General features: G+C 68.4%; 14 protein-coding genes and 1 pseudogene. 8 read left to right on the top strand and 7 right to left on the bottom strand.

Annotation, left to right across the window (positions count from 1 at the left end; all coding sequences use genetic code 11):
- The 5 genes from ACI7YT_RS15870 to ACI7YT_RS15850 all read left to right on the top strand — a co-directional run bounded on the left by ACI7YT_RS15870 (position 1) and on the right by ACI7YT_RS15850 (position 6606).
- The gene (locus tag ACI7YT_RS15870; RefSeq protein WP_406246817.1) at positions 1-2148 is read left to right on the top strand and encodes a beta-galactosidase; all 2148 of its coding nucleotides are present in this window, start codon (positions 1-3) and stop codon (positions 2146-2148) included.
- 117 nt (positions 2149-2265) lie between these two features.
- Positions 2266-2907, top strand: coding sequence for a DUF2291 family protein (locus tag ACI7YT_RS15865; RefSeq protein ID WP_406246815.1), 642 nt, complete (start codon positions 2266-2268; stop codon positions 2905-2907).
- Entirely contained in the window at positions 2907-4472 is a 1566-nt protein-coding gene (locus ACI7YT_RS15860; RefSeq protein WP_406246813.1) for a sugar ABC transporter ATP-binding protein, read from the top strand. Before ACI7YT_RS15865 ends, ACI7YT_RS15860 begins: the two co-directional genes overlap by 1 nt.
- Complete coding sequence (locus ACI7YT_RS15855) at positions 4469-5569, top strand: ABC transporter permease (protein WP_406246812.1); 1101 nt, start codon at positions 4469-4471, stop codon at positions 5567-5569. Before ACI7YT_RS15860 ends, ACI7YT_RS15855 begins: the two co-directional genes overlap by 4 nt.
- Positions 5570-5616: 47 nt before the next feature.
- Positions 5617-6606 carry a D-ribose ABC transporter substrate-binding protein gene (locus ACI7YT_RS15850; protein ID WP_406246810.1) on the top strand — a complete coding sequence of 330 codons (990 nt, stop codon included), beginning with the start codon at positions 5617-5619 and terminating at the stop codon, positions 6604-6606.
- Positions 6607-6681: 75 nt separating this feature from the next.
- On the opposite strand, the pseudogene ACI7YT_RS15845 reads toward ACI7YT_RS15850, so the two are convergent.
- Positions 6682-7793 (bottom strand): annotated as a pseudogene (locus ACI7YT_RS15845) (hypothetical protein).
- A 186-nt stretch (positions 7794-7979) separates the two neighbouring features.
- On the opposite strand from ACI7YT_RS15845, the gene ACI7YT_RS15840 reads away from it, so the two are divergent.
- On the top strand, positions 7980-8603 hold the full coding sequence (locus tag ACI7YT_RS15840) for a DUF1349 domain-containing protein (RefSeq protein WP_406246808.1): 624 nt from the start codon (positions 7980-7982) through the stop codon (positions 8601-8603).
- 93 nt (positions 8604-8696) lie between these two features.
- Here the strand turns inward: ACI7YT_RS15840 and ACI7YT_RS15835 are convergent, their stop codons facing one another.
- Positions 8697-9101 (bottom strand): carboxymuconolactone decarboxylase family protein, encoded by a 405-nt coding sequence (locus ACI7YT_RS15835; protein ID WP_406246806.1) that lies wholly within the window; start codon positions 9099-9101, stop codon positions 8697-8699.
- Entirely contained in the window at positions 9098-9496 is a 399-nt protein-coding gene (locus tag ACI7YT_RS15830) for a MerR family transcriptional regulator (RefSeq protein ID WP_406246805.1), read from the bottom strand. The genes ACI7YT_RS15835 and ACI7YT_RS15830 overlap by 4 nt, the downstream gene beginning before the upstream one ends.
- A gap of 190 nt (positions 9497-9686) precedes the next feature.
- On the opposite strand from ACI7YT_RS15830, the gene ACI7YT_RS15825 reads away from it, so the two are divergent.
- Positions 9687-10985 carry an HNH endonuclease signature motif containing protein gene (locus tag ACI7YT_RS15825; protein WP_406246803.1) on the top strand — a complete coding sequence of 433 codons (1299 nt, stop codon included), beginning with the start codon at positions 9687-9689 and terminating at the stop codon, positions 10983-10985.
- Positions 10986-11037: 52 nt separating this feature from the next.
- Here ACI7YT_RS15825 and ACI7YT_RS15820 read toward each other — a convergent pair whose 3' ends face one another.
- The 3 genes from ACI7YT_RS15820 to ACI7YT_RS15810 form a co-directional block, all read right to left on the bottom strand.
- Positions 11038-11541: a hypothetical protein gene (locus tag ACI7YT_RS15820; RefSeq protein WP_406246801.1), complete on the bottom strand. Its 504-nt coding sequence runs from the start codon at positions 11539-11541 to the stop codon at positions 11038-11040.
- A 65-nt stretch (positions 11542-11606) separates the two neighbouring features.
- Entirely contained in the window at positions 11607-12431 is an 825-nt protein-coding gene (locus ACI7YT_RS15815; protein WP_406246799.1) for an ornithine carbamoyltransferase, read from the bottom strand.
- 17 nt (positions 12432-12448) lie between these two features.
- Positions 12449-14155, bottom strand: a complete 1707-nt coding sequence (locus ACI7YT_RS15810) for a hypothetical protein (protein ID WP_406246797.1) — start codon at positions 14153-14155, stop codon at positions 12449-12451.
- Between the two features lie 87 nt (positions 14156-14242).
- Here ACI7YT_RS15810 and ACI7YT_RS15805 point away from each other — a divergent pair, with 87 nt between their 5' ends.
- A complete protein-coding gene (locus ACI7YT_RS15805; protein WP_406246795.1) occupies positions 14243-15484 on the top strand; it encodes an FAD-binding protein in 1242 nt (413 codons plus the stop codon).
- Positions 15485-15490: 6 nt separating this feature from the next.
- Here ACI7YT_RS15805 and ACI7YT_RS15800 read toward each other — a convergent pair whose 3' ends face one another.
- Complete coding sequence (locus ACI7YT_RS15800) at positions 15491-16543, bottom strand: LacI family DNA-binding transcriptional regulator (RefSeq protein WP_406246793.1); 1053 nt, start codon at positions 16541-16543, stop codon at positions 15491-15493.
- Positions 16544-16595 lie beyond the last annotated feature (52 nt).

The raw sequence follows: 16595 nt of genomic DNA, 5'->3' as shown, positions 1-16595 counted from the left end.
ATGACCGCGGATACGGATCGACTGCGGGCTTGGCGCGGAGGACCCCGCCTCGGTGTCGCGTACTACAACGAATACCTTCCCGACCCGTCGCGTCTGGAGACGGACCTCCGGCTGATGGCGGATGCCGGCATCACCAGCATCCGCGTCGGCGAGTCCGTGTGGTCCACCTGGGAGCCGCAGGACGGCGTGTTCGATTTGGACTGGATGACGCCGATCCTGGACGGCGCCGCCGCGCACGGCATCGACGTGATCCTCGGAACCCCCACGTACGCGATTCCGCCGTGGCTGGCGCGCAAGCATCCCGAGCTCGCCGTGGTCCGCAAGGACGGTGCCCCTGTGCCGTGGGGCGGGCGGCAGGAGGTCGACTACACGTCGGAGCTGTTCCGCGGATACGCCGAACGGGTGATCAGGGCGGTGCTCGGCGCGCACGGCCGGCATCCGGCGATCGTCGGGATCCAGCTCGACAACGAGGCGGGGCTGCACCTCATTCACAACGACCACGTCGTCGCACGATTCCGGGAGCGGGTGGCGGAGCAGTACGGCGACGTCGAGACGCTCAACCGCGAGTGGGGGCTGGCGTACTGGTCGCACCGCATCGCCGAGTGGGAGGAGCTGTGGGCGCCGGGTGGCAACACGACACCGGCGTACGATCTCGCCTGGCGGCGGTTCCAGGCCGAACTCACGGCGGACTTCCTCGGGTGGCAGGCCGGCATCGCCCGCGAGCTGGTCGCGGAAGACACGTTCCTCACCACCTGCATCGCGTATCAGCGCCCCGCCATGGACGACGTCGCGGTCGGCGCTCACCTCGACATCGCCAGCGGCAATGCGTACTACCTTGCGCAGGATGCCCTCGACCTGTCCGTCGACGGTGCGGGCGGTCAGTGGTACGCCGACGATGTGCCGCAGCTCATCCTCATGGCCGACCGGATGCGGGCGACCGGATTCGACCGGGCGGAGGCGAGCGGCGGATTCCTCGTGACCGAGACCGGCGCTGCATCGATCGGCAATGCCTGGCTCACGCGCCCGCCGTACGACGGCCAGCTCGCGCAGGCGGCCTGGCTTCTGGCCGCCCGTGGGGCGCGGCTCGTCTCCTACTGGCACTGGCACACGCTGCACTCGGGTCACGAGGTGCACTGGGGTGGGGTTCTCGGTCACGACCTGGAACCCGGGCGCATCTACGACGAGATCGCCGGTATCGGACGGCAGTTCGCTCAGGCCGCCGAATGGGTGGCCGATGCGGAGCCGGATGCCGACGTCGGGATCGTCTACGCCCACGACAGCGAGTGGATGATGGCTTTCGAACCGCCGCTCGCGGTGCCAGGCACGGACGCGCCGGATCGGAAGGCGTACGCCCGGATCGTCGGAGACTTCGGGCGGGCCGCGATCGATGCGGGGCTGCAGGTCGGGTACGTGAACGAGCGGCAGCTGCCGTCGGCGTCCGACCTGCTCGACCGCTTCCCGGTGCTGATCGCGGCCGGGCTCATCGCGGCATCCGATCGGACGCTGGAGACGCTCGCGGAGTATGCGCGGCTCGGTGGCCGGCTCATCGTCGGTCCCCGCACGGGATACGCGGACGATCTGGGCCGCATGCGTCAGGCGCAGGCGCCGACGGTGCTCGGTCCGCTCGCCGGTGTGCGGTACCAGGAATTCGCAGCGCTGGCGGAACCCGTCCCTGTCGAGGCGGACTCAGTGCGTCTCGGTACGATCTCTGGTCGGGCGCACGGCTGGATGGATGCGCTCGACGTCATCGATCAGGATGCCGAGGTGCTGCTGCGCTACCGGCATCCGCACTTCGGTCGGTGGGCGGCGGCGGTGCGCCGTGAGGTCGGGGACGGGGTGATCGCCGTCGTGGGCGCGCTGCTCGACCGGCAGACGCTGAGGGGCATCGTCGCGCATGTCGCGGCGTCGGCATCGCGGGTGGTCTCGCCGCTCGTCGATCAGCCGGACGTCGTGACGGCGCATTCGCTGGTGGGGGAGCGGGGCCGCGTGTGGGTCGTCCACAACTGGTCTCCGCAGGAGTGCACGGTGCACGTCGATCGTGTGCTGTCGTCCGTCCTGGACGACGACGTGCACGAGATCGCAGGCGACATCGTGCTGCGCGGATGGGACGTGCGGGTCTGGCGCGAGGGGCCCTCGGAGTCGCAATAACGATCCGATCAAGGGGTTCCGCCTCTCGCCGTTCCCTGCTACCTTTTGGTCAACCGGTTGATGTATTGCGACGCCCGAGTCGCGGCATCCGACCGCAGACCTGCGAAGGAGCAGCCTATGAACGCGACGGCGCGTCGACCCAGGATCAAGGCCTGGATCCCGATCACCGTTGCCCTTCTGGCCGTGGCAGGCATCGGCCTCGCCACGACGACGTACGTCTCGATCGAGGATGCCGAGGCGAGCGCGAGCGCCGGCAGCTTCGACCCCGTGACCTACGCCGACGAGCGGTTCGACAGCGAGATCGTCCCGCAGATCGAGGAGGACGCCGTCGACCTGACCACCCTGCTCGCCGACCTCGAGGCCGGCGTCGATGAGGGGGAGTTCGGGTACGCGCCGGGTGCCGGCAGCTCGTACAGCTTCCCCGTGACGTTCACCGCGACGGCCGGGCTGCAGAACGGCTCGATCCTGCCGGTCACGGTCGAGGGCGTTCCTGCTGAAACGGCCGTGCAGATCCAGATCGGGCCCGCTCTGAACGGCACGGCGCTGCGCGACGTGACCGGAACCGTCTCGTTCAACGACTTCACGAACCAGCTCGAGTTCCAGGAGGTCGCCACCGAATTCAACAACCGTGTCCGCGACGGAATGCTCGCAGAAGTCGGTCCGATCTCGGAGGGGCAGACGATCACGGTGACCGGAGCCTTCACGCGCGTGAACCCGGCGCTGGTCTCCGTCGTCCCCGTCGCGATCGAGGTCGAGTGATGGCCGCACTGGTCGATGCCGTCGCCGACGACACGGTCGTCATGAGCGCTCGCGGCATCTCCAAGGTCTACGGGGCGACGCATGCGCTGAAGGGCGTGGACTTCGACATCCGCTCCGGCGCCGTCACGGTGCTGTTCGGAGAGAACGGCGCAGGCAAGTCGACGCTCATGAAGATCCTGTCCGGCGTCGAGACGCCGACCGCCGGCATCCTCGAACTGCGCGGTGAGGAGATCGTCCTCGAGAACACCGTCGATGCCGCCCGCCGCGGCATCGCGATCATCCACCAGGAGCTGAGCCTGGCGCCGAACCTCAGCATCAAGGACAACATCTTCATGGGTCGCGAATACACGCGCGGCGGCATCCTCGTCGACGACAGGGCCGAGACCGCGAAGACGCGAGAGCTCATGCGGCGCCTCGCCGAGGACCTCGATCCGAAGACGCTGATCGGAGATCTGCGGCTCGGGCAGCAGCAGGTCGTCGAGATCGCCCGCGCTCTGGCGGGCGAGGCGCGAGTGCTCATCATGGACGAGCCGACGTCGGCCCTGAGCGGCAGTGAAGTCGAGGTGCTGTTCTCGCTGATCCGTGAGTTGACGGACGAAGGCGTCGCGATCGTCTACATCTCCCACCACCTGGAAGAGGCGCTGGAGATCGCCGACCACGCCGTCGTCTTCCGCGACGGTGCCCTCGTCGCCACGGGCGACCGCGCCGATATCGATCTGAACTGGGTCATCTCGAACATGGTCGGCCGTGCTGCGGACGACCTGGCACCCGACCTGCTCGACGAGTTCGGCGCCGTCGCGCTGTCGTTGGAGGGCGTGACGGTCGCCGACCCGGCCAATCCCAGCCGGCTCGCGGTCGACACCTTCGACCTCGAGGTGCGCGAAGGCGAGATCGTCTGTCTGTACGGGCTCATGGGAGCCGGGCGAACCGAACTGCTCGAAGCGCTCGCAGGGCGCTCGCCGATCCAGCGCGGCGAGGTGCTGATCCACGGCGAGCCGCTGGCGTCGCAGACGATCGGAGACCGGATCGCCTCGGGTCTCGCGCTCGTCCCGGAGGATCGTCAGCGCGACGGACTGGTGCAGACGATGTCCGTCGGCGAGAACACCGCTCTGTCGAGCCTGCTCTCGTTCGCGCCGATGGGCTGGATCCGCTCTCGCCGCCAGCGCGAAGCGGTCGCGCGGAGCATGGCCGACGTGAGGGTGAAGGCCGCGGGCCCGAATGCGTCGATCACCTCGTTGTCCGGAGGCAACCAGCAGAAGGTCGTGATCGGCAAGACGCTCATGACCGAGCCGCGGGTGATCCTGCTGGACGAGCCGTCCCGCGGTATCGACGTCGGAGCCAAGGCCGAGATCTTCGCGCTCATGGCGCGCGAGGCGCGCCGAGGGCTCGCCGTGCTCTTCGCGACCAGTGAGGTGGGAGAGGCGCTCGGCGTCTCCAACCGCGTCATCGTGATGTCGAAGGGCCGGATCGTCGGCGAACTCGACCCCAAGAACTCCACCCGCGAGGACCTCATGGTCGCCTCCGGGGAATCGCACACCGACGAAGCCGCAGGGAGCGCGCAATGACCGACGAGAACACCGCCGTCCGGCGGAACCGCATGCAGAACGTCGACATCGGTTCGCTGCTGCTCGAGGGCCGCGCGTTCATCGCGCTGATCGTGCTGATCATCATCTTCGCGCTGCTGTCGGACTCGTTCCTCACCTTCAGCAACCTCGTGACGATGACCAAGCACGTCGCGTACAACGGCATCCTGGCGCTCGGGATGCTGTTCGTCATCCTCAAGGGCGGCATCGACCTGTCCGTCGGGTCGACGGTCGGCCTGTCGGGCGTCGTCGCCGGAACGCTCCTGCAGGGGTGGCAGTTGACGGTGTTCGACATCGTCGCGTACCCGCAGGTCTGGTTCGTCGTGGTCGTGGCGCTCGCGGTCGGCACGTTCGTCGGCTTCATCAACGGCATCCTCGTGACGAAGTTCAACGTCGCCCCCTTCATCGCCACCCTCGGCATGCTCTACGTCGCCCGAGGGGCGGCACTGCTCATCTCCAACGGGACGACGTATCCGAAGCTCGCCGGCACGGAGGAGCTCGGCAACCAGGGGTTCCTCCTGATCGGAGGCGGGCGCATCCTCGGCATCCCGACCGCGATCTGGATCATGGTGGTGTTCGCCCTGATCGCCTCGCTGGTGCTGCGCAAGACGCCGTTCGGACGCTGGGTGTACGCGACGGGCGGCAACGAGCGGGCGGCGGAGCTGTCCGGCGTGCCGGTGAAGAAGGTCAAGCTGCGCGTCTACATGATCAGCGGCTTCTGCGCGGCGACCACGGGCCTGATCATCTCGTCCGAACTCACCAGCGCGGCACCGCAGCTCGGCGAGACGTTCGAGCTCAACGCGATCGCGGCCGTCGTGATCGGCGGGGCGGCGCTGACGGGCGGTCGGGGCAACGTCCGCGGCGTCCTGATCGGTGCGTTCGTCATCGGCTTCCTCAGCGACGGACTCGTGCTTGTCGGCGTCTCGACGTTCTGGCAGATCGCGATCAAGGGCGCAGTCATCATCCTCGCTGTGATGCTCGACCAGGCCCAGCAGCGCATCACGCGCTCGAAGAACGCGGCGCTCGCCGCGGCGAACAAGCAGTCCTCACCCCCTCAGTCAACGCCGGCGACGGCGTGATCCCCGCTGCGACGTCAGCAGCACCACAGCACGATCGAAGGAGAATCATGCGACGCAGTATCCTCGCCGCAGCAGCGGCACTCACCCTCGTCTTCGGGCTCGCGGCGTGCAGCCCGGCCGCCGACGACGCCGGATCGGGTTCGGGCGACGGTGGCGACGGCGCCGGCGATGCCGGCGGCCTGATCGCGATCATCACGCCATCGCACGACAACCCGTTCTTCAAGGCCGAAGCGGATGCCGCAGCGGCCGAGGCCGAGAAGCTCGGCTACGAGACGTCCGTCGCCTCGCACGACGACGATCCGAACAAGCAGAGCGAGCTGATCGACGCGGCCATCAGCAAGGATGCCGTCGCGATCGTCCTCGACAACGCCGGCGCCGACGCGTCGATCGGTCCGGTGCAGAAGGCCAAGGATGCCGGCATCCCGGTGTTCCTCATCGACCGCGAGATCAACGAGACGGGCGTCGCCGCGGCGCAGATCGTCGCGAACAACGCGCAGGGGGCTGCGGCGGTCGCCGAGGAGTGGGTCGCTGCTCTTCCGGACGGCGGCAAGTACATCGAGCTGACGGGCAAGGAATCCGACACGAACGCCGGTGTGCGTTCGGAGGCTTATGCGAGCGTCATCTCGCAGTACCCGAACCTCGTCTCGGTCGCCAAGGAGACGGCGAACTGGAGCCAGGACGAGGCTTTCACGAAGATCGAGACGCTGCTGCAGCGCGACCCTGACATCCAGGGCATCATCGCGGGCAACGACACGATGGCGCTCGGCGCCGTGGCCGCCGTCGAGGCCGCCGGCCTCACGGGCAAGGTCGTCATCGCCGGGTTCGACGGCAGCCCCGACGCCGTCGAGGCGATCAAGGCCGGAACGCTGCTGGCCACGGGCCTGCAGCCGGCCGTGCTGATCTCGCAGCTCGCGGTGCAGCAGGCCGACAGCTTCGTGCAGACGGGGGAGACGGGCGAGGACGAGAAGCAGTCGATCGACTGCATCGTCATCAACGCCGAGAACGCCGAGAGCTACACGCTCTTCGCGTTGGAGTGATCGGTCGGGGGACCGGAGAGGATGAGGGGCCGTCCTGCGGGGCGGCCCCTCGTGGTGTCGGCGGCTTCGGCGACGTCAGTGGTGGAAGAGTCGCAGCCCGGTCTGGACGTGGGTCATGCCGTACTCGTGCGCGGCGGCCGCGACCTCGGGCGTCCTGGCCGATCCGCCCGGCTCGACGACTGTGCCCACGCCGAACTCGGCCGCGTGGTCGATGTTGTCGCGGAATGGGAGGAATCCGTCGGAAACGAGCGTGACCTCGCGCAGTTCGTGCACCCAGGCATCCCGCCAGGAGGGGTCGTCGTACGCGGCCGCAGCATCCGCACCGAACAGGTCCTTGAAGTCGGCGAGCTGACCGCGGGTCATCTCGTGCCCCGCGAAGCGGATCTGCCAGTTGAGGCGGTCCTGGCGCTTCATTCCTTCGACCATCGGCAGTCCGGTGACGATTTCGTGCCGACGCAGCCACCAGATCCGAGCCTTCGTCCCGGCCAGACGCACGCAGTCGACCCGGTTCTGCTGTCCGGCGCCGATGCCGAGCGCCGAGCCGTTCCTGACCAGTACGACCGAGTTCGACTGGGTGTAGCGCGCGGTGACCATGCCGAGCAGGGCATCGGTGCGAATCGTCGGGCTGAGTCCGGACGGAAGGACGCCGGAGAGATCCGCCGTGTCGCGGTCCTGCTCGAGAGCGACCCCGAGGGCGTCACGACGCTCGCGTGTCGGCATCGGCGCCGACGGGTCCGCCTCGAAGATGAGGAAGCGACCGGAGCGCTTCCGGCTGAGGAGATCGGCGGCGCCTGGGTCGAAACCGGGAGCGATGAGCGCGTCGCAGATCACCGTGCTCAGGAACTCCGCCGTCTCGAGATCGACCGCACGCGACAATGCCACGACATCCCGAAGGATGATTTCGGGTCGGCATCCCGAGCGCGCACGTACGCGGAGAGCAGGGAGTCGGATGCTGAGGCGGGGACGTTCCACGTGCCAGCGGCCGTCGAATCGATCTCGCCGGCGACGGCGGCCCCTGCGGGGGAGACGTGCTTGAAGGAGGCCGCGGCCGGGCGCCCGGTGCACTGATCGGCCTCATGGGCGAGCGCGAACGCGTTCAGGGCATCGAGATAGTTGATCATCGACGGTTCGCCGTTCACGATCCGCGGTCCCCCGCTGATCACCTCGGCCGCCTGGTGCGGATTCATCCCATAGCGCATGCGTGACCCATCTCGTCGAATCGATGGGCACCCAGGCGGACGATGCCGATGCTGCGCTCCCCGCCGGTGATCCGGCCACGCCAGTCGCGGATTCAGCGTACCGGAGCGCGCGAAGCAGAGGAGGACGTACCCGCACTGCTGCACCACCTCGCGGATGAAGAGAGAATAGGAGCCATGACACATCCCCATCTCGCCATCGATGCCCTGCCGCCGCTGTCATGGGTCCCCGTCGAGGGCGAAGCATCGGTCGACCAGACGACCCAGACGCTCACCATGCGGAGCGCGGCCGGAGTCGATTGGACCAATGACGCGACCGGAGGAGAGCAGCAGCATCAGGCGGCCAGCCTGGCGTTCGTGGCTCCATCCGGGCCGTTCACGCTCTCGGCCAACGTATCCGTCATCGGTGACCGCACGACCTTCGATGCCGGTGCGCTGTCCATCTGGTCGGACAAGGACCACTGGGCGAAGCTGTGCTTCGAGAACTCCCCGGACGGCGAGCCGATGGTCGTCAGTGTCGTGACGAACACCTACTCCGACGATGTCAACTCGCAGCTCGTCGCCGATGCCGGCATTCATCTGCGCCTCGCCTTCCTCGGTGACGACGCCTGGGCCTTCCACTCCTCGACGGACGGCGAGCGGTGGAACTTCGTGCGGCTGTTCCATCTCAGCATTCCGGCCGGACAGCGGATCTTTGTGGGCTTCCTCAGTCAGGCGCCCTTGGGCGACCGGTGCGATGCCGTCTTCAGCGATATCCGACTCCGCCACTCGCTGCTCAGCGACACCAGGGACGGCAGCTGACGTCCTTCGCCCTTCCGCTGAGGAAGGTGGACGCGAACGCCGAGGTATCGTCGCCATACCGGTGCCGGTGATCCGGCCACGCCCGCCGCGGATTCAGTGCACAGGGAGCAGTCCGCGCTCGGCGAAGACCTTCTTCGCGGTCAATGTCGCGTTCAGCGCCCGCGGGAAGCCGCAGTACACGGCCGAGTGCAGGAGCGCCTCGACGATCTGCTGTGGTGTCAGCCCGACATTGAGCGATGCGTTGATGTGGACCTCGAGTTGCGGCTCGGCACCACCGAGCGCCGTCAGCATCCCGAGCGTGACGAGCTGCCTGTCGCGCGGCTCGAGGCCGGGACGGGAGTAGATCTCGCCGAATCCCCACGCCACGATCTGATGGGCGAGCTCCGGCGACACGTCCACGAGCGCATCGATGACCTTCGCTCCTGCGGTGCCGTCGACGGCATCGAGGATGTCTTTGCCTCGGGTGAACCGCTGCTCTCGTTGTGTCGTGTCGGTCATCGTGCGGTTCCTTTCGATCTTGTGGTGATCGCGTCTTCGTAGGTGGCGATCTTCCTGGCCAGTGCACGGTCGTGCTCGCGGAGACGTGCGATCTGTTCGCGCAGGCTCTTGCGGTGCTCTTCGAGCAGGTCCAGTCGCTGTTCGATCGAGGTCGGCCCTCGCCCTCGGAGCTCTGCGTACTCGCGCATTTGCGCGATCGGCATACCCGTTTCCCGAAGTCGCAGCAGGAACCGCACCCACTCGATATCCGCATCGGAGTAGCGGCGACGATTTCCCGCGGTCCGCGCGACCGCATGGATCAGCCCGGCCCGCTCGTAGTAGCGCAGGGTGTGCGCTGACACCCCGGTGGCTGTGCTCATCTGCGCGATGGTGAGTGCTGTCTCCTCTGAGGCCATGTCAGCAGAGTAGAAGTTCGAGTGCGCTCTAAGTCAAGTGTGTCTCGGTCTCTTTCGTCGGCGCCCCTCTCGCTCGTTGAGCGACGAGCGCAGCGAGGAGTCGAAACGCATTCATCACTGTGGATCGTTGGCGGGAACTCGCGGGTGGTTCACCCTTGCCGGTTTCGAACATAGATACTAAACTGGGATCATGGATGCAGCAGCGCACGGCTCTTCTCTCCCGGTTCTCGGGCCGGCGGAGGAGATCGGTCTGCTGCTCGCGGATGCTGAGTGCTCCCAGGTGGATGCGAATCGGCAGGCGGCGTTGCAGGCGGCCCGGATGCTGCGGGTGATCCGGCATGCCCGTCGGCATCCGGAACTGTATGTGGATGGGATCGAGGATGCCCGTGCGGTCGAGTACGCCGAGCGGGCCGCTGTGATGGATCTCGCGTTGCGGATGGCGATGACCGAGGAGCATGTGCGGGGGCAGGTGTTCCTCGCCGAACGCGCCCAGGCGCACCTGCCGGGGTTGTGGGAGCGGGCGGTGACCGGGTTCGCGTCCATGTACCTGGTGGGTCGGGCCGTGCACGCCCTCGGCCTGGTCGCCGCGCCCGGCGATGCGACACCGGAAGAGCGGGCAGCCGAGCGGGCCGCATCCGCCGAGATCGACACCGCGTGCACGGACTGGTCCCAATCGTGTTCGCCGGCGACGTTCAACCGGCGGCTCAAGCACCTCACCGACCGGCTGCGTCCCCTCTCGCCCGAAGCGGGCCATGCCCGGGCGATGCGGGACCGGACCGTGTGGGTCGAAGACATCGACGGGGGCATGTCCTGGTACCACGCGCTGGTGCCCTCCCACGAGGCGCGGGCCGCGTTCCGACGCGCGACCTCCACCGCGAAGCACCTGTCCAAGGACGCCCGGGAGGGCCGCACCCGTGACCAGATCCGTGCGGACCTGTCCAGCGCCTGGCTGCGCGGGGCCGGCACCGATACGGCGGTGAAGACGAAAGTGTTCGTCACGATCCCCGTCCAACTACTCACCGCCACCCGTGACGGGAACAAGATCGACCCCGCCGTCCAGAACGTCCTCGACGCCGAGCAGGCCGAGATCGTCGGCGGCGACAGCATCGACCCGGTCACCGCGGCGCAGATCTTCACCGACACCACCGCGTTCCACCGCGTCATCACCGACCCCATCAAAGGGGTGATCCTGGACATGGACCGCCGCACCTACCGGCCCACCACAGCCCAACGCGCCTGGCTCATCCTGAAACACCGCACCTGCTCCTGCGACGGCTGCGAACACCTCGCCGCCGACGCCGACATCGACCACCGCCGCCCCTGGGCCGCCGGCGGCAGAACCAACACCGACTCCCTCGCACCCCTCTGCCCCCACCACCACACCCACCGCCACCGCACCCGAACCCGCTACCGATCCCGCCCCAACGACACCATCCAACTCACCACCCCCACCGGACACACCACCCCAGAACCACCCCCACCTTTCTGAAGCGCCGGGCCGACTCGAGGATGCCCCCGTCCCCCCGGCGGGTGGTTCGCCGTCAGCTCGATTTCGATGCTGTTTCGGCGCGTGTCCGCAGGTCCCGCACCAGGCGGGGCGTGCTCCACCGACCGATGAGGGTCGACCAGTGGAGGATCGGGTAGGACAAGCGGACGACGAAGTAGTTCACGTATTCCACGACTCCGAAGAGCCAGGCCGTCACTGCCGGCACGAGTCCGAAACCGCCTGTTGACCACATCATGACGCCCGCGAGACCCGCCGCCAGGAGAACTGGATCGATGATTCGGAACAGACGGTAGACCCCAGCGATCCCCGTCGGCATCGATCCTCGGCCCGCCCATCCACGTGCCAGTAGCCAGTAAACGCCCACCTGCACGAGGATCACCAGCAACGGCAGAAGGCCAGACCAGAGGCTCAGCGCGTCGCCCGGGGCTCTCGTCGCGAGATTCACGCCGATGAACCCGAAGACGACCGCAGCGGTCAACTCACCGACGCCGAGGCTCGCATACTTCCGACGGACATCGGTTCTGCGCTCATCGGCCAACAGTCAACGCCCCCTCGCGCGGCAGAATTCGTAAGCCAAGCGTACGCGGAGACGGGTTCGGTGCATCAGGCCGCCGAGGTGATGCAGTGCGCGAGGATTGCCTGCTGCACCGGGATCAATGCGCTCTTGAATCCGTATCCGACGAAGGCATCGCTTGCCATCGCGTCGACGCTGACTTCGCGGCCGCGAAGGAAGGGCGGACACGGGGTCAGCCGCACGCCCGCGGGTGCCTTCGCCAGCAGGTCCGCGGTGATCCGATAGCCCGACAGGGCCTCGGCATGCGCCCCGGGCCCGTCCGTGAGAATCACATCCGCGCGGGAGACGGCGGCCTCGAGATCGTCTGTCGACGGCACATCCGTCATCCCCAACTCCGCCGGGCAGGACTGCATGAAGTCGAGCGAGAGCACCTGCGCAGCCTCCCGCCAGGCGCGACCGATGTTGCCGTCCGCGCCGACGAACACGTAGCGCAGAGCCCGCACATCAGCGGAGAGCGACAGCGTGAACAGATCCGACAGAATCTCGCATGGATGGTTCTCATCCGTCATCGCGTTGACGATCGGCAAAGCGTCCGCGGCGGCGAGACGCTCGAGCACAGTGATATCCGGATGCCGGATCACCAGCGCATCCACGAACTGCGCGAGATATCCGGCCACGTCCTCCAGCGCCTCCGGCTTGTCGAGCGTTTCCGACGGGAACACGATCGGCTGAAGACCCGTCAGTGCCGCGCCGCGCTCGAACGACGCGCGCGTACGAATGCTGGTCGGCGGGAAGAACATCGCCACGGCGCCGTCGTGTCGGGCGCCTTCGCCGGACCGGTAGCGCCGAGCCAGCGCGAACACCGCCTCGATGTCGGCTTCCGTCCAGTCGGTCAGGCGAATCAGGTGGCGCATCCGCCGAGCCTACGGCCTCACGCGACCCGCGCCCACGCTCCGGCTCCGACCCGGACCCCGCCGATGCCTTCGACCGTCACGCGCCGCTCCTCACGGCCCGTGTTCGCGACGAGCGCGGTGTCGCCGGCATCCGTCCTCGACCCGATAGCCCAGACCAGCCCATCCGCGGTCATGCCCGAAAGCAGCGTTCCGCCGGCCAGGGACACGAGCGCGTCGACGGCATCCGCGGCGGACGTGCGGCCGTCCGCCGAGAAAAGGCCCCGCGGACCCCACGTCTCGAACCACGACACCGACGCGACGCCGGGAACAGCGAACGCCGCGGCGCTGGCGATCACCCAGGCGCCCAGCTCCGGCGCGATCTGACGCGCGTCGACGGCACCGGTGAACTCGGCGCCGTACCCCTCGGACAGATCCGTCTGCGTCGGCGCAGGCTCCGGCGTGGTCGCCACGTTGTTGAAGCGCGGACGCAGTGACACCGGACCGATGTGCACCGGCAGGCCATCCGCGATCGACGCAGCCTGCTCGGCGATCAGCCGCTGCATCGCGAGCGCCTCCACGAGCTGCTCGGTGTCGAGCGTGTGGAACAGGGGAGTCGTGTTCACGACGATCCCGTCCACGTCCCGCGCGATGCGCGCCTGCTCGCGGTTCAGCTCGGTGAAGTGCGAACGCGCGCCGGCCAGAACGGGAACGGACAACCCGGATGCCGCCATCGCCGCGCGCAGCCCGGAGGCGACGCGGGAGTCGCTGACATGCTCGGTCGCGTCGAAAGCCGTGACGCTGCGCACGCCGGCGCCATCGATGTGACGGGCCACTTCTCGAGCGGCCTCGGCCAGGACGGGCGCCGAACCGTCGGTCACGATCCGCACGTCCAGCGGCACGCCGTCCCCCGCGGCGCGCTCGAGCGCCGCCCTCCAATTCGGCGTCGCAAGGTTCAGCTCGACGACGCGGAAGCTCCCGGCATCCGACACCGGCACGGGATCGGGGGCAGTCGAGGCTTCGACGCCCACCGACGGCACGTCCCCGCCGACGACCAGGGAAATGGCATCGTCGGCGATCGACGGCGTACGACTCCCGTCGAGCGCCCGGATCTTGATCGACTGCCGTACGCGCTCCCCGGCATCCAGCGGGTACGGAAAGGGCAGCTCCAGCGGGCGGCTGTACGTCTTGAACGACGCGTCCGTCCAGTTGCGCTGGTCCTCCATCTCGAAGACGTCACCGGCGAACTCCAGCGCGAAATCGTCGTCCACGCGCAGCTCGCGGATGCCGACGATCGGCTGATGCGGGCTGATGGCCGTCGGGAAGGCGACGCCCTCCGACGACCCATCCGGATGCACGACAACCGCCGGCCGCCCCGCGTCCGTCGCGGGGTGCAGCACGACGAGCCCCGTCCGGTTGGTCTCGAAGGCGTCCGTGTTCACGGCGTCCCATTCGATGCGCAGCGCATCCGCCTGAGCGGCGACCTGCAGCGTCGAATCGAGACGTGCTCCCAGGCCGTCGTGCTGCAGGTGCATCGTCAGCGAGGACGCGTCCGAAGCCACCGACAGCACCGTCACCGGAACCGTCAACCAGCCGCGGTCGCGCACCGCCGCGCGGACCGCACGCAGCAGCATCCTCCCGCCGTATCGGATCTCGGCGAGCTCGTCACCGCGCACCTCGATGCTCCAGCCGTGCGCACTCCACGTCACAGCACTCGTCCGCCACCAGGACCTCGTCGTCGAAACCACGTCACAACCATAACCGGTTGACCAATTGCCCGATAGTCTCAGGCGAGGAAACACGCGTCACACGAGAAACACCGAGGAAGGGCCGGCATGGCAGGCAATTGGGCGGGGACGTACGACTACCGGGCACCACGGCACATCGTCGTCGCCGACGAGGACGAACTGCGCGCCGCGCTGGCCGGTGACGGTCCTGTGCACGCCCTCGGCACGCGGCACTCATTCACCGACCTTCCCGACACCGCGGGCACTCTCATCGAGATGGCCGGGTTCGACCGCCCGATCACGATCGACGAAGCAGCCCGTACGGTGCGCGTCACCGCCGGCACTCGCTATGGCGTCCTCGCGGCCCAGCTGCACGAAGCCGGCTGGGCGCTGCACAACACCGGCTCGCTGCCGCACATCAGCGTGGGCGGCGCCACGTCGACAGGAACGCACGGCTCCGGCGACGGCAACGGCGTGCTCTCCAGCGCTGTCGCGGGGATCCGGTTCCTGGATGCCGCGGGCGAGGTGCACGAGGTCAGCCGCGGCGATGCGGACTTCGAGGCCCTCGTCGTCGGCGTCGGTGCCTTCGGCATCCTGACCGAGCTCACCCTCGACATCCAGCCGACGTACCTGGTGCGCCAGGACCTCTATGCCGGCGTCACCTGGGAAACGCTCCTCGGCGACATCGACGCCGTCACCTCCGCCGGCGACAGCGTCTCCGTCTTCACCCGCTGGGGCGAGGACCTCGGCTGGGTGTGGGTCAAACGCCGGGCGATGGATGCCGAGGCGACCGCCCCGGAGGAGCTGCTCGGCGGTCGGCTGTCCGCGACGCTCGAGCCCCTCGGACTCGGCGACAACGTCACGGTGATCGGCGCCGCCGGCCCTTGGTACGAGCGCCTGCCGCACTTCCGCGCTGATGCCGAGCCGTCCCGCGGCGACGAGATCCAGACCGAGTACTTCATCGATCGCGCCGACGCGGCGGCCGCGTTGCGCGCCGTCCGCGACGTCGTCGGTCCCTACGCCGAGCACCTGATCTGGACGGAGCTGCGCACCGCGGCGTCCGACGACCTGTGGCTCAGCGGCGCGTACCAGCGGGACGCGTTCATCATCCACTTCACGTGGGAGAACCACCCGGACGAGGTCACCGAGGCGCTGACGCTCATCGAGCCGGCGCTCGCGCCGTTCCACGCGCGTCCGCACTGGGGCAAGCGGCACCTGATGGAACGCGCTCAGATCGAGCGGGTCGTCCCGCGTCTCGCCGACGCCCGTGCGGTCTTCGAACGGCTCGACCCGACCGGCCGGTTCGTCAACGAGCACCTCGTGAGGGTGGGGCTGCGCGAAGCCCGCTGATCCTGCTCAGCCGCCGAGCGTGCTCTGCCGCAGTGTGAGCGGCACAGGCAGCACGACCCGTTCGTGCACGTGGTCGGGCTCGGCCTCGGCGTTCAGGAGCCGGATCGCCTCGGCGCCCATCTCCCTGCCGGGCAACTCGATCGATGTCAGAGTGATCCAGTCGAGCCCGTTGTCGTGGTGGTCTCCGTCGAGGCCGAGCACGGCGACATCGTCGGGAACCCGCAGTTCGGTGTGCCCGCGCAGATGCTTCAGGACGCCCGCTGCGAGATCGTCCGCCAGCGCGAGGATCGCGACGCGCTGCTGACCTGCGTGCAGGGGGAGCGCCGCCGCGGCGGCCTCGCCTGATGCGGAATCCAGGCCGCTCGAGGTGACGTCGATCAGCTCGACGCCGCACGCAGCCGCCCCCGCGTGGGCTCCGCGCCGACGCTCGATGACGGGCTGGACGAGATCAGGGATCGAGACGAAGTACGCACGACGGATGCCGAGGGCCGCGACATGCTCGATGGCGGAGCGGCCGACCTGCTCGTTGTCCATGAGGACGGTGCACCAGTCGGCATCCGGAACGTCGTAGTTGATCACGACGATCGGGCGCACGTGACTGCGGATGCGCGCGATCCCCGCCGTGGGGTCGCGCATGGACGCGACCAGCACGCCGTCGGTCCGCGCTTCGGCGAAGTACTCGAGATACGAGTCCTGCAGGTCATGCTGGGCATAGCCGGCGGCGAGGTCGTGCGCGTTGAACAGGCTGTTGGCCATCACGAGGCGCTGCCCCTGCGCGGATGCCGTCGCCTGAGCGCCCCGCGCGATCCGCACGAACAGCTCGTTGACGAGGTCGGGCGTGATCAGCCCCAGGCTGTCCGAACGGTTGCGGATCAGCGTGCGGCCGGCCGAGCTTCGGATGTAGCCGATCCGCTCGATCGCGGCCTGCACGCGCTGCAGCGTGTCCTCGGCCAGGCGCTCCGGATTGTTCAGCGCGTTCGAGACCGTCCCGACCGAGACGCCGGCCTCGCGCGCGACGGCGTTGATGTTCGGGTGGACCCGCCGGGTCGTCTTCGACACCTGCACCCCCTCGGCGGCATACGTTTTCACGCCATCGTACGGGAGTGCAGGT

Origin of the sequence: Microbacterium sp. M, from assembly GCF_045181065.1 — a bacterium.
Classification (GTDB): domain Bacteria; phylum Actinomycetota; class Actinomycetes; order Actinomycetales; family Microbacteriaceae; genus Microbacterium.
Note: the sequence above shows the minus strand (reverse complement) of the source record. Positions and strands in the feature narration are given on the sequence as shown.

Bases quoted from the DNA above. Each gene is read 5' to 3' on its own strand.
- ACI7YT_RS15870 (WP_406246817.1), top strand. From the start codon at position 1: ATGACCGCGGATACGGATCGACTGCGGGCTTGGCGCGGAGGACCCCGC.
- ACI7YT_RS15865 (WP_406246815.1), top strand. From the start codon at position 2,266: ATGAACGCGACGGCGCGTCGACCCAGGATCAAGGCCTGGATCCCGATC.
- ACI7YT_RS15860 (WP_406246813.1), top strand. From the start codon at position 2,907: ATGGCCGCACTGGTCGATGCCGTCGCCGACGACACGGTCGTCATGAGC.
- ACI7YT_RS15855 (WP_406246812.1), top strand. From the start codon at position 4,469: ATGACCGACGAGAACACCGCCGTCCGGCGGAACCGCATGCAGAACGTC.
- ACI7YT_RS15850 (WP_406246810.1), top strand. From the start codon at position 5,617: ATGCGACGCAGTATCCTCGCCGCAGCAGCGGCACTCACCCTCGTCTTC.
- ACI7YT_RS15840 (WP_406246808.1), top strand. From the start codon at position 7,980: ATGACACATCCCCATCTCGCCATCGATGCCCTGCCGCCGCTGTCATGG.
- ACI7YT_RS15835 (WP_406246806.1), bottom strand. From the start codon at position 9,101: ATGACCGACACGACACAACGAGAGCAGCGGTTCACCCGAGGCAAAGAC.
- ACI7YT_RS15830 (WP_406246805.1), bottom strand. From the start codon at position 9,496: ATGGCCTCAGAGGAGACAGCACTCACCATCGCGCAGATGAGCACAGCC.
- ACI7YT_RS15825 (WP_406246803.1), top strand. From the start codon at position 9,687: ATGGATGCAGCAGCGCACGGCTCTTCTCTCCCGGTTCTCGGGCCGGCG.
- ACI7YT_RS15815 (WP_406246799.1), bottom strand. From the start codon at position 12,431: ATGCGCCACCTGATTCGCCTGACCGACTGGACGGAAGCCGACATCGAG.
- ACI7YT_RS15805 (WP_406246795.1), top strand. From the start codon at position 14,243: ATGGCAGGCAATTGGGCGGGGACGTACGACTACCGGGCACCACGGCAC.